The 14,133-nt window shown below is 37.4% G+C and carries 11 protein-coding genes; all 11 read right to left on the reverse strand.

The features are described 5' to 3' along the window. Positions 1-123: 123 nt before the first annotated feature. The 11 genes from hemL to yihA all read right to left on the reverse strand — a co-directional run bounded on the left by hemL (position 124) and on the right by yihA (position 14,129). Complete coding sequence (hemL, locus tag MHB42_RS13335; RefSeq protein ID WP_340806749.1) at positions 124-1,416, reverse strand: glutamate-1-semialdehyde 2,1-aminomutase; 1,293 nt, start codon at positions 1,414-1,416, stop codon at positions 124-126. Then, positions 1,417-2,397, reverse strand: a complete 981-nt coding sequence (hemB, locus tag MHB42_RS13340; RefSeq protein WP_340806751.1) for a porphobilinogen synthase — start codon at positions 2,395-2,397, stop codon at positions 1,417-1,419. Then, positions 2,394-3,155 (reverse strand): uroporphyrinogen-III synthase, encoded by a 762-nt coding sequence (locus MHB42_RS13345; RefSeq protein WP_340806752.1) that lies wholly within the window; start codon positions 3,153-3,155, stop codon positions 2,394-2,396. Before MHB42_RS13345 ends, hemB begins: the two co-directional genes overlap by 4 nt. Further along, positions 3,145-4,077: a hydroxymethylbilane synthase gene (gene hemC, locus MHB42_RS13350; protein ID WP_340806754.1), complete on the reverse strand. Its 933-nt coding sequence runs from the start codon at positions 4,075-4,077 to the stop codon at positions 3,145-3,147. Before hemC ends, MHB42_RS13345 begins: the two co-directional genes overlap by 11 nt. A gap of 18 nt (positions 4,078-4,095) precedes the next feature. Beyond that, the gene (gene ccsA / locus MHB42_RS13355; RefSeq protein WP_340806755.1) at positions 4,096-4,923 is read right to left on the reverse strand and encodes a cytochrome c biogenesis protein CcsA; all 828 of its coding nucleotides are present in this window, start codon (positions 4,921-4,923) and stop codon (positions 4,096-4,098) included. Positions 4,924-5,080: 157 nt separating this feature from the next. Further along, positions 5,081-6,445: a glutamyl-tRNA reductase gene (gene hemA / locus MHB42_RS13360; protein ID WP_340806756.1), complete on the reverse strand. Its 1,365-nt coding sequence runs from the start codon at positions 6,443-6,445 to the stop codon at positions 5,081-5,083. Between the two features lie 406 nt (positions 6,446-6,851). Beyond that, positions 6,852-9,770, reverse strand: coding sequence for a VWA domain-containing protein (locus MHB42_RS13365; RefSeq protein WP_340806758.1), 2,919 nt, complete (start codon positions 9,768-9,770; stop codon positions 6,852-6,854). A gap of 17 nt (positions 9,771-9,787) precedes the next feature. Then, positions 9,788-11,239, reverse strand: coding sequence for an S-layer homology domain-containing protein (locus tag MHB42_RS13370; protein ID WP_340806759.1), 1,452 nt, complete (start codon positions 11,237-11,239; stop codon positions 9,788-9,790). Between the two features lie 184 nt (positions 11,240-11,423). After that, on the reverse strand, positions 11,424-13,082 hold the full coding sequence (locus MHB42_RS13375) for a hypothetical protein (RefSeq protein WP_340806761.1): 1,659 nt from the start codon (positions 13,080-13,082) through the stop codon (positions 11,424-11,426). A gap of 153 nt (positions 13,083-13,235) precedes the next feature. Continuing rightward, complete coding sequence (locus tag MHB42_RS13380; protein ID WP_340806763.1) at positions 13,236-13,409, reverse strand: YjfB family protein; 174 nt, start codon at positions 13,407-13,409, stop codon at positions 13,236-13,238. Positions 13,410-13,547: 138 nt separating this feature from the next. Next, positions 13,548-14,129, reverse strand: a complete 582-nt coding sequence (yihA, locus tag MHB42_RS13385) for a ribosome biogenesis GTP-binding protein YihA/YsxC (RefSeq protein ID WP_340806765.1) — start codon at positions 14,127-14,129, stop codon at positions 13,548-13,550. Between the last annotated feature and the right edge of the window lie 4 nt (positions 14,130-14,133).

Consider the following 14,133-nt stretch of genomic DNA (forward strand, 5'->3'; position numbering starts at 1 on the left):
AAGATAGCTCCCTCCTATTCCCTAACTATCAACAAGCTCAAACTATCCGCTTAATTTTCACAATATACAAAAACCACTACCTATCAACTAACAGGTAGTGGTTCATAAAGCTATAGTTCTTTATTATCTCGCTAATTGCGCAAATACGTTGTGGAAAGCCTTTACCGTTTTGGCAATATGCTCCTCTGTATGAGCTGTGGAAATAAATAAGCCTTCAAATTGTGATGGTGGTAGGAAGATACCTTCTTCCGCCATTAAACGGAAATATTCCGCAAACAACTGTAAATCAGATGTTTTCGCAGAGGCAAAGTCTACGACATCCTCATTTGTGAAGAAAAAGCCGATCATTGAGCCAGCACGATTAACCGTATGTGGGATATTATATTTCGTTGCCGCTTCACGGAAGCCAGTTTCGAGCTGATCGCCTAGCTTTGTAAAGTAATCATATGTGCTATGGTCTAAACGTGATAATGTTTCATAGCCTGCTGTCATCGCTAATGGATTTCCTGATAATGTGCCTGCTTGATAAATAGGACCTGCTGGAGCTACTTGCTCCATAATTTCTTTCTTCCCTGCAAATGCACCTACAGGAAGGCCGCCACCAATTACTTTACCTAAAGTCGTCATATCAGGTGTTACATTAAAGTAGCCTTGTGCACAGCCATAGTCTACGCGGAAGCCAGTCATAACCTCATCAAAAATTAACAATGCACCATGCTCAGTTGTAAGGGCACGTAAGCCTTCTAAAAAGCCTGGTTGTGGTGGTACAACACCCATATTTCCTGCAACTGGCTCAACAATGACTGCCGCTAGCTCTGCACCGAATTTTTCGAACACTACTTTTGCCCCTTCTAAATCATTATAGGCAACTGTTAATGTATTGCGAGCAATATCTGCTGGTACACCAGGGCTATCAGGTAAACCTAATGTTGCAACACCAGAGCCAGCTTTAATCAATAATGAATCACCATGACCGTGATAAGAGCCTTCGAATTTTAAGATTTTATCACGCCCTGTTACACCACGAGCGACACGTAACGCAGACATTGTCGCCTCTGTTCCTGAGGAAACAAAACGAATCATTTCCATCCCCGGCAGGCGGTCTAACACTAATTGTGCCAAACGATTTTCTGTATAGCTTGGTGCGCCAAAGGAAGAACCCTTTGCAGCTGTATCAGCAATGGCTTTCACTACCTCTGGATGTGTATGCCCTAAAATAAGCGGTCCCCAAGACAATACATAATCAATATATTCATTGCCATCAATATCTTTAATGATAGCACCATGACCTGATTCCATAAAAATCGGGTCCATATTGACTGATTTGAATGCACGCACCGGGCTACTCACACCACCTGGCATTAATTGTACAGCTTCTGCATATGCTTGTTTTGATTTTTCGTAAGAACGTGTCATTTACTTCTCCTCCAACCAGCGTGCAACATCTTTTGCATGATACGTAATGATTAAATCAGAGCCTGCACGTTTCATGCCTAATAATGTTTCAAGCACAACTTTTTTCTCTTCAATCCAACCATTTATAGCAGCCGCTTTAATCATTGCATATTCCCCTGAAACATTGTACGCAACAAGCGGTAATGGATAGTTATTTTTCATATCTCGAATAATATCTAAGTAGCTAAGGGCAGGCTTAACAATTAAGAAATCTGCGCCCTCTTCAATATCTGACTCTGCTTCACGGAATGCCTCTAAACGATTCGATGGGTCCATTTGATAGGATTTACGATCGCCAAATTGTGGCGCACCATCTGCAGCATCGCGGAATGGGCCATAATAGCTAGAAGCATATTTCACTGCATACGACATAATAGGAATATGTTCAAAGCCAGCCTCATCTAACCCTGCACGGATTGCAGCCACAAAGCCATCCATCATATTAGATGGTGCAATAATATCTGCACCAGCTTTTGCTTGAGATATGGCTGTACGTGCTAAAACATCCAATGAAGGGTCATTTAAAATTTGGTCGCCCTCAATTAAGCCACAATGCCCATGATCTGTAAATTCACATAAGCATGTATCTGCAATGACTAAAAGCTCAGGGTGACGTGCTTTAATGAGTCGAGTCGCTTCTTGTACAATGCCATGGTCATGGAACGCACCAGTTCCAACTGCATCTTTTTCAGCCGGTAAGCCAAATAAAATAACCGCAGGAATTCCTAATGCTACAACCTCATCAATTTCTGCTTCTAGCTTATCCAATGAAAATTGAAAAACGCCAGGCATTGAATGTACTTCATTTTTAATATCGTTGCCTTCGATTACAAAAATTGGATAAATCAAGTCCTCTTTATGTAAATATGTTTCCTTTACCATTGCTCGCATCGCAGCATTTGCACGTAAACGACGATGTCTTTGAAATTGAAGTTTTGTCATGTTTTGTCCCCTACTTTCATTATTTCTTCGATGACTGCTTCCATTGTATATACGCTTGGCATAATATCCACAGTTGCACCGTATTGTTGAAGAGCTGCCTCTGTAATATGACCGATTGCCGCAATACGTGTTGCACCCCAGCCAATTTGCGATGCTACATCCTTTGCGTACACATCTACCGCTGAAGGACTAGCAAAAATCACCGTTACATCTTGGTGATGCTGGAGGCAATTCATAATAACAGCTTGCTGGTCGTGTCGTTCAACTGTTTCATAAACAGTCCATTCCTGTATTGCAAAGGGTAAACCATCTTTCAATGTACGCTTTGCCTTTGCTCCACGAATAAACAGACAAGTTGGCTTACTACCTGCGACACTTGGAAATTCTTTAATGAAAATATCGGCACTAAATACAGAAGGCATAAAGCTCACTTGAAATCCTAGCTGCTCTAATGCTGCTGTTGTTTTCGTTCCAATCGCAGCAATTTTTCCTTGAATGGCTTGTATGTTTAACTGATGACGTTGTATCTTATTCGCAAAGGCATCTACAGCATTTTGACTTGTGAAAATTAACCAATCTAATTGCTGTGCAAGCTTTATATACTCTGCATCATCGCTATTTATGCGCTCACAAGTTTCAATTAATGGTGCCATCACTGCATGGCCACCTAACGCTGTAATATCATCTATAATTGACGTTGTCTTAGCTGTACCTGTTAAAAGTATTGTTTTACCCTTTAACGGTAAATTACTCGGCATCTTGCTCTGCCTTTACACGCTGAATTAAGTCGAAAGCACCTTGCTCTGTTAAAATAGCAGCAAGCTCCTCTCCGATCTTTTGTGCGTCTGTTCCTACAACTGTTTCCTTATACACCACAGAGGCATCCGGTGCGGCAACAAGACCCGTCAATGTAATCTCAGCTCCATTTGAAGTTGCATAACCAGCGATAGGTACTTGGCAGCCACCATCCATCGCTGCTAAAAATGCACGTTCTGCCTGTGCCTCTTGCCATGTTGCTGCATCTGTAAGCTTTGCTAATTCAGCTAATAGCTCCGCATCATCGGCACGACACTCAATGCCTAGAGAGCCTTGTGCTACTGCTGGCAAACAATGCTCTACAGGTAAAAATTCAGTCACGACATCATCACTCCAGCCAAGTCGCTTTAAGCCTGCTGCTGCTAAAATAATGGCATCATATTCTTCTGCTTCCAGCTTTGCTAAACGTGTATCCACATTTCCTCGAATCCACTTAATTTCAAGGTCCGGACGCACCGTTAATAGCTGTGCACTACGACGTAACGAGCTTGTTCCTACAACAGCCCCAGCAGGAAGATCGGCAAATTTTACATGCCCGTTCGAAATAAATGCATCACGCGCATCTTCGCGCGAAGGAATACAGCCAATTACTAATCCCTCTGGTAATACAGCAGGCATATCTTTCATTGAATGCACAGCAAAGTCAATTTCTTTATCGTAAAGAGCTTGTTCAATTTCTTTAACAAATAGCCCTTTTCCACCTACTTTTGATAGTTGCACATCTAAAATTCGATCACCTTTTGTGACAATTTCTTTCACTTCAAATTCAAATGGTGCACCCGCTGCCTTTAATTCATTAATAAACCAATTTGTTTGCGTTAGTGCTAACTTACTTCTCCTAGAACCTACAATAATTTTTCTCAACCGTCTCCAACCTTTCTTTTAATACCATAGATGGAATCGCGATAAACTACTTCCAAGGAAGAAATTTGCAACTACTAATAAATAAGCGTAAATATGTACCCATGCATATGATGTACCTGTTAGCTTATTTTTGCGATTCACATACAAGATAATGCAATATAACATTAAGATAATTACAGACCCTATAACCTTCGCATCGAAAATCGAAAGACTCTCTAATGTTAATAGTGCCCATTCAAACCCTAATATTAAACTTATAAATAACATCGGAATCCCAATGAAAAAGGAAACATTCATCCAGCTGCTTGTTTGCTGTAAGGATGGCAGCCTTGTCCATAAGTGTGACCACTTTTTCTTCTTCAGCAAACGATACAAAATAAGATACAAAATAGCAAACACAAATGTTAATGTAAATGCTGCATACGATAGGATCGCAAATGATATATGAATAAAAAGCAACTCCGAAATAAGCGTATCTCCGACAGCTCCTGTAGGACGTTTAGGCATAAAAGTAAAAATACTAGCAAATAAAAACCCTAGTATATTAATAATAAACACTGGTAAATCCACTCTTGCAATACAATGCAAGATAATTGATAATGTCACAAGCAGCCAGGAATAAAAAAGAATTCCCTCGGATAACGATAAAATCGGAAAACGCTTTGTTTCCACAAACGTTAAAATAATAATGGCACTTTGAATCATCCATACAAATGAAACAAGCCAAAAAGCGATACGTCTTGCTCGTACTTGTTTATAAAAGTAATCAGTAAAGTAAAAAACTAGACTGATCGCATACAAGACAATCATCACTTCATAAAGCCTCGTCATGGTCAAATCAGCCAATAGACATCCCTTCTTTGTTATGAAATTGTAAAGCTATATCAACGCTTAGACAATAAAAAACGTTTTCGTATCTTTAGTTTACCATACAGATACGAAAACGCCTCATGTAATATCAGTAGAGAATCTAAATGCGTAAAACAGCCTCTATTTACGCACTCTAGAAAGAATACTTTGGTTCAGCAGAAGCTTGAGTTGCTTGTGAGCGTTCTTTACGCTCAAGCTCTTGCTTTGTCATCTCTTGAACTTCAGCTTCCACAGCAGCTTCTATACCAAAAATTTGTTGGAATAAACGTAACTGTTCATTTGCTTTTGATGAATTTGCCATTTCCTTCGCTTGAAGAATTGGCTCTTTTAACAATTGATTAATAATTGATTTAGTATGTTTACTTAAAATTTTACGTTCACGTTCCGTTAAATCTGGCATTTTATTTTCAATACTCGTCATCGTTTCTTCTTGAATACGACTTGCCTTTTTACGTAAAGCCGAGATGACTGGTACAACACCTAATGTAGCAATCCAGTCTTTAAATTGTACAACTTCTTTACTAATCATTGCTGTAATATCTGCAGCAGCACGTTCACGCTCTGCTAAATTCGCTTCAACAATCCCTTGTAAATCATCAATATCATATAAGAAAACATTTGCTAGGTCGCCTACACGTGGATCAATATCACGAGGCACTGCAATATCTACCATAAATAAAGGTCTACCCTTACGCAGACGCTCTACAAATTGCATAAGCTCATAATCAATCACATAATCTGTTGCACCTGTAGATGTGATTAAAATATCCGCTTCTAACAATGAGCATTGCAATTCTTTCATGGATTTAGCTTCACCATGGAATTTAGCCGCTAAGCTTTCCGCTTTTTCAAATGTACGATTGATAACAGTAACTTTTCCTACACCGCTACCATAAAGGTTCTCAATCGCAAGTTCCCCCATTTTCCCTGCACCTAAAATTGCTACATGCTTGCGTTGTAAAGAACCAAAAATTTTCTTAGCTAATTCTACTGCTGCATAAGAAACAGATACCGCATTCTCACCAATAGCTGTTTCATTATGTGCACGCTTTGCAAATGTGACAGCTTGTTTAAATAGTTGATTGTATATCGTTCCTGTTGTGCCAATCTCTTGTCCATTTAAAAAGCTTTTTTTTACTTGCCCTAAAATTTGTGTTTCCCCTAGAACCATTGAATCGATTCCAGCTGTTACTTTAAATAAATGTTCGACTGCCTCATCTTCTTCACGAATTGTTAAATACGAAGAAAATGTCTCCACAGGCAAGTCAAACCAATTTGCTAAAAATTGTTTCACAAAATGACGCCCCGTATGCAATTGATCCACAACAGCATAAATTTCGGTACGATTACATGTCGAAACAATAACATTTTCTAAAATACTTTTCTGCTTTTGCAGCGCTTCCATTGCCTGTGGTAGTTCACTCTCAATGAATGATAACTTCTCACGTATTTCAACAGGCGCTGTTTTATAATTCAAGCCTACTACGATGGTATGCATGAATAACACCTCACACGTTCTAATTGACAATTCTCATTATAACATAGTTCGACAATAGTTCACTTATAATTTGTGAACATGTCATGAAGAACTATCTTTCGTTTTTCTACATTAGAATTATTATAAACTAAGTGTAGCAAATTATACATCCTGTTTCAAATGAAAAATTTTTTCGAAAAATTCCGAAGCATCACTACCAATCATTTCCGTTGCTGACACACTTCTTTCATACTAGTGTAACCAAAATTCTTCTTCGCTGTGCTACTGACACACGCTTTTTTTCAGCAATAAAAGAGCTATCCAAAAAGAGATTCTCTTTTTGGATAGCTCAAGCTTCTATCATAACGATTCGCTAAAAACCAAAGGAGCCGTTTCAAAATAACTTGTCAAACGGCTCCTTTCAGAATTAATTTGTAATGGTAACTGATTTTAACGCAATAATATTGCCATCTTTATCATATGCTACAAACTCTATCTCATTATTCACTTTAAAGTCCTGCATTGTTTGAACTGTTTTCGTTAACATATAAACACTATCACTACGCTTTTGCAATTCGAATTGTATATCACCACTAACCGATTTAAAGCGTACATTCATTTTATCAACGTTTTGGCAATTACCGTCAACACGTGCACTCATTGTAATATAACCTTTACGCAATGATACTCCAGCTTCCTCAAATAAATCCTCAGGGTTAATACAACTTGAAGCTGGTGTTTTACATAAAATTGCGTCAACTAGCTTTTGGAACACTTGATGCAATTGCAAATTATCAAGTGCATGGAAATAAGCGCCATCTGTTGCTGTTGCTAATTGCATTAATGTAGCATCATTAACTTGCGATTTTTTCCCCATGCTCACTGTGTAAATTTTCACATTTTGCTTTTTCGCTTCATTAATAACCTTTGTCATTTTCGATTTACTTGTTTTACCATCAGAAACAACAACAATTGCTTTCGATGTTCTTGTGTCATTAGAAAATTTCGAGAGCGCAATATCAATGCCTGCTAGAATATCTGTTGCACCTTTTTCTTTTGATGCTTGATAAAGATCTTTTGTCAGCACAGCCTCTGTTGTTCCCTCTCCAAGTACAGTCGCTGCTGTATTGGTTTCGACTACAATATTATGCTTAGCCTTTAGCTGATCGATAAATTCAATCATTTTCTTTCCACGATAATTTGTTGGGTCCACTGTTTTCATAGAGGAAGAATAATCCACTACATAAGCAACTTCTGTTGTTAAGGAACAAGAGTTTTTGCTAAAGTATGGGTTTGTAAATATTTCCTCTGTTACTTTTTTATCTTTTAAGTCTTTTAAGATTGTTGTATAGCGAGGGTCTATTGGATTAACAAGCACAGCCTCTACCTTCGATTTTCCATAAATAACAGAATCAAAGTATGCGACAGCCGTACCTGGATTCCCTGTATTATTTAATGGATCTGAAGTATTTGTGACAAATGATGCTGTTTTCTCTACACCATCAAATTTAATTTTCACTGTCCCTTGATAATCCGTCACAGGCTCTCCACCAGGACGCACTAATGTCACCATTACTTTTGTATAACGGTCTTTACCAGATGGTCTTGATGCAGCATCAGCGCTTTCCTTTAATGCCTCTACACGCTCTCGATAAGCTTCTACTTGCCCAAGTAATTGCCCACCTTGATATTTTAACAGCACAGTACGATCATAATTACTTAAATTTGTGAGAATCGTATAAATCTTCATCACACTATCATAATGCTCTAACGTTAAATCTCTTTCCTCTGGCATATAGCTCATTAGCTGAATAATCGAACCAACAGGATTAATATTTTCAACTTGTGAAGCAATCGCATCATCGATTCCTTGAATACGATAAATCGGGCGTCCATCATCTGAAATCATATACATAATTTCTGTTTTAGCAGGTGTTGTAATGGATGTATCTATCCGATCATTTAATATTTTTTCAAATAAGTATACAGAAATATCGTAGTTTTCAAATTGTAAAACCGCATGCTCATACCCTAATGCTGGATATCGTGGGTCAGAGCCACCATATTGTAAATAAATATTTTGCACATTTCCTAAAGCATCTGTTACATTAGTTTGCTGTCCAATGCTAAAGAGCTTTTCATCTGCATCATCATCTAAAGGAACAGGACCATAGACATCAATTAAATTTTCTGTAAAGAACTCTGGTAATTTTTCATATGGTACATATGGAGGTGTTACACTGCCATTATCATCATCTATATTTTCAGGATCATATACTTGATAATCAATACGTAATTCTGGCTGTGGTGTGTAACGAACATGTGCATTTAACTTCTCACCAACAAGACATTTCATCGCTGGGTCTGTATTATTGATAAGCTCAAAAGAAATCGTATCACGCACAGATTTTGTTAAGGCTGGTGCAATAACAATCGCTGAAACCGTTGAACCATCCGATTGCACATTACGAACAGCCTCACCCGAGGTATCAACAATTTTTGCACCATAGGATGATGTAACACGGAATGTATACGATTTATCATCTGCGATTGGATCGCCATTACAAGCCTTTAAAGACACTGTAACAAGTGTTGAATCCACATCATTCGCAATTAGATCAGGTTTTTCAACAACAATGCTTTGCAATGCATTATTAACATACTCTGGGCCTGTAAAATCATTATTGTTATTCTTTGGCTCTTCAAAATCAACACTGCCTGATCCCATAAAGCCTGGCGGTAATGTAACGCTAGCATTGTCACGACCAGCAGCACTACGCTTTAATCCTTGTAAAGCAAAGGAGCTATTTTGAACAGCTCGATATAAAAAGACAGCCGCCTCACTACGTGTTAGCTTTGTTGATGGATTAAAGCTAGCAAATGTCTTTGTAGGGTTCGTTGATAAATCATTGGCATATAAATATTGCACAGCCTGTGGTTCATCTAAATCTAATCCTTTAAAAGCAGCATAAATACGAGCAAATTGACCACGTGTGACCGCTTTTGTACGATTAGCATTTAAATGTGTACCACTAAATGGTAAATAAAAATCACTATAAAAATTATACGCAACACTATCAACATAGGATAATGCATAGTTACGATCAAGCTTTGCAAACATAAGAACAAGCTCGCGATCTGTCACTTGTTCATTTGGTAAAAAATTATTGGCACTATTTAACGACATCACATCATTATCAACTGCCCATGAAATTGCCGTGTAATTTGTGTTACTTGTTGGCACATCTCTAATTGTTGTAGCTGCATGTGTAACAGTAGGTGTTGCAATCGTTAACAGCAGGACAAAGCACAATAAAGAGAGCAATGTTTTTTTCACATATACCATTCAGTTCAGCCCTTTCCTTAGTTGAAGAACAATATGTCATCACGATAGTTTTGTTTTAAATCGTCTTCTAAATATTTTAAGAATCGTTCCAGCATAATGGATGCATCTGCTCTTGAAAGTTGTTTATTTGGGTTAAAGCGACCTGTCGTATCACCAATGATTAATCCAAGCTCACTAGCAATATAAACACCATCTCTTGCATAGTTCGGAATTTGACTATCATCTACAAAACTCGTTAAATAGCCTGGGTCTGGCGCTCTATTTTCAAGCCCTAATGCACGGACAAAAATAGTGGCTGCTTGTGCTCTTGTAATGGCTGCATCAGGCATAAAGTAATCAGCAGATACGCCTTTAATAATGCCTTTATTTAATGCCGATTCAATATAGCCATAATCTTTTACAGAGCGTTTTAAATCTAGAAAAACACTTTTAGCAGGTGTTTTTCTAGATTTCTTTTCTTCTTCAAATACACGTAAATCAACTGCTTTCCCAATTGCAGCCGTAAAATCAATACGTTTCATTGGTGTATTTGGTGAAAAGAAATTACTTGAATCTGAGTAAATACCTAAAGAATAAAGTTTTTCAATAGATTCCTTTGCATAATGATTGTTTAAATCGCGGAATTTCGGAATAATAAGACGTTCAATTGTTGGCATATATTCTGTATCTAAATCAAGTGTACCTTTTTGCCCTGAAGCTAAATCATACGTGTATTCAGAAATAACATCCTTTTCGCTAACAACCGCGTATCCACCTTCAAAACTTCCTAAACTGCCGAGATTTTCCTCATAATTTAAAATACGAGATTTACTTGTAGATAAACGATTTTTCACATGACTTGTTCTACCATCACTATAGGCATAAACAGACTCTGTAATTTGTGTTTCTGTAGCACCCCAAAAATTTTCATACCCTGCATGGCGACTATCTGTTTCAACTGTTATTGTGTTTTGAACAGCATCTCTTCCTCGTCCTGTTTCATAGCTATATGTTTTTCGAGAAATAATATTTCCTGAGTAATAATCAGAGGCTGCACGATTATCTGTTACAGTTCCTTGAGAAAATTGATAATCTACTAATGTATACGTAACACCGCCAATTGTCACCTTTTCTGTATATTTGTTCACTTCACCATTCGATGTTTTTTGGCCAAGCACTGCATAATCCACAACATCAGACTCATAAGCAATATTTCGTGTTAAGGTTTCCCCATTGCTGCCTGTTAACTTCATATTATAAGTTTCTGTTAACTTTCCCTTTGATTCCTTCTGCGTAATTTTAATATCTCTGCTTGTTCCTTTAAAAATAACAGGTTGTCCTGATAAAAAAACAGCTTCCTCATATGTATACTCATTTTTTACAGCACCTGTTGTTTCCAATGAAGCAGCAGATGCATTAAACGGAATAGTAGCCCCAATCACAAAAATTGCAAGCGCTACTAGCATTATTTTGGATAATTTTTTTTGCATTCGCTTCTCCTTTCCTTCATTGTGCATTGTTGCATGATGAAGCTTCATCAAAAAAATCTGCTCGTCCTTTGAAAGTAATCATAATATAGTCATTCACCTATGCAAAATCATTGCATGTTTAGCTTACGAATATATTATTTTCTCTATACTATTCATATTGGACTCGCAGATTTTCTCCTTGTTTTTAATCAACTAAAATAAAATGACCTTTGACAAAGCGGTCTGATAATACAACTAAACGATCTGATGGTTGTAAATCAGAAGGTTGAATCACTTTACCAGCTTTGATAAGTGTTGCTTGATCAATATTCATATCAATCATTTCACCAGCTTCATACCAGCGACCATTTTGCCATTGACTTACACTCTTCACATTTATAACAGCAGGATAAGTAGCTTTTACAAATTGCAGCTTACCTGTCAGCATTAATGGTGCAACAGGCTTCGCATTATCTAAAATATGAAGTGCCTGTACATGACCATCCTTCACATAGAAGTAACCATAATCACCTTCTGATAAATAAAGCTCAATATCTGGCATCACTGTGTATGTTTTATTGCCATCATCAACCTTCGCTTTTGTTGAATTGCTAATGGATAGAACTGTATCCTCTGTTCGCTTGAAAACATTTGATTCAATTTTCATTGCATCGTCAATTTCAATTAAGTAGCCATCAGCTTGTGATAAGCGTCCATAATATAATTCATGGCCAGCAAGATTTGGTGACATAAAGCTATCGCTTGTTACTTGTACAACCTGTGCATAATGATCACGGGCAGCACCATCTGCAATAACAAAAGCTGTACCATATGCCATTAACCCTGTAGGCTCAATTAAACGTCCATTACGAATTAAAATTGTTCCATCATGGAAGTACATTGTACCTGCTGATTTTAGCTTTAATAGTTGATAATCCGTATCGACAGATAGCATCGGCTCATAATAAGAGCGCTCATTATTTTTCAATACGACAATTTTTTCGATTACTTCTTTTCCAAATTGTTTCACTGTAGCATAATAAGCTTCACTGCCAACATAATTTTTTAGCTTACCTTTGTCAATTTTTGTATTCCCAACATATATCGGTACTTTTGATGCAAAGGTCATTGTCGAAAGATTTGCTGTTGCCTGAGCGCCAAATTGCCAGTTCTCAAAGGCATGCTGATTTTTCACTGTTAATCTATTGGCATTAGGGTTAACCGCTTGAATTTCACCTTTATATAAATTTTCGACAACTGTACCTGTTTCACTAATTTCTATCTTTGTCACAACAGATGTATTTCTATTTTTAAAGTTTAATTTTACGCGATCTCCCACATATAGCGCGCTAATATCTGTTGCTGAAGCGCCTTTTTGATAGCTTGTATCTTTGTTTAAATAATAACTTGTTTCTTTGCCAACATCAGGCTTTACCATAATAAATAAACCGTTTGGATCAATGCTTGTGACCACACCACTCATTTTTTTAACATTGTTCTCAACAGATGGAAGCTTTGGTTCAGTTGTAGCGTTAGATGTACCTCGAAGCTCAACAACTGTTCTTAATGATACATCTGCCTCAATTTCCATGCCCATTTTAAAGCCTTCAATCGTTGTAGACGTATTATTAATAAATAGACGAGTATTTTTATTAATATTGAACGTCACTGTTCGCCCACTTGCATTTTGCAATGTTACTTTACTTAACCTTTGCTCTATTGTGCCATCTGGATTTGTGTATTCTGAATAGGTTACATCCACAAAAGTTCCAGTCACCAATTGAGCTGCCTTTGCTGGTTGGCTAAAGGAAAAGCTTAGCACTAAGAGCAACATCATCATGACTATGTATGAATATTTTTTCAAAAAACGTACCTCCTTATCAAATTATTAACAAATAATAGTATATCGTATAATTGGTAATTTTCAGCGATGGAAAAGTATATGTTCGAATATTATACATATCTATCATTCTATAAAGTTAGAGGTAGCCTTTGACTTTCAACTACCTCCGTAACCTTATACTTGAATATCAATTGTATGTCCAGCTGTTGGATGTGGAGCATCTAGCATTTCAACTAACTGTTCTGTCTGTTGCTGCTGCATTTCCATTGTTTGTTTTGTAACAGCCAACGAAACGTTCTGCATAAGCGTTGCTTGATTCATTGCAATTGATAAAGCTGCGATATCCATATTGGCCCACCTCCTATGTAATTTATCGGACAAATCTTTTATTCATCAAGTATTTTTCTCGATTTTCTATACAGGTTCCTATAGAAAACAAAAAACATCTACTGTCCTAAATAGTTAGACGCAATAGATGTTTTTCTGTTACATTTTACTTTCGATAATTCGCCAAGCTTCTTCAAAGCCAAGACCCGTTTCTGAAGAAAATACAACAAGTGGGTCACTTTTCTCCATCTCCAATGTTTCCTTGACGATTTTTTTATGTTTATCCCATTTACCTTTTGGAATTTTATCTGCCTTTGTTGCAATCACAATGCAAGGAATATTGTAATGCTTTAAAAAATCATACATCATGCGGTCATCCGCTGTTGGGGGGTGACGTAAATCAATAATTTGTACAACAGCCTTTAATTCCTGACGTCCTGTTAAGTAACGCTCAATCATTTTTCCCCATGCCTCACGCTCAGACTTCGAAACCTTCGCATAGCCATAACCCGGAACGTCTACAAAAAACAGTTGCTCTTCGATTTTATAAAAGTTCAATGTCTGTGTTTTGCCGGGCTTAGAAGAAATACGTGCTAAAGCTTTACGTCCGATCATTCGATTGATAAAGGAAGATTTCCCTACATTTGAACGACCTGCTAATGCAAATTCTGGCAGTCCATCTTCTGGATATTGGTCTGGCCTCACTGCACTAATGACCATTTCGACATTATGGACTTTCATTTTT

This window comes from Lysinibacillus sp. FSL K6-0232 (assembly GCF_038008325.1).
GTDB lineage: Bacteria > Bacillota > Bacilli > Bacillales_A > Planococcaceae > Lysinibacillus.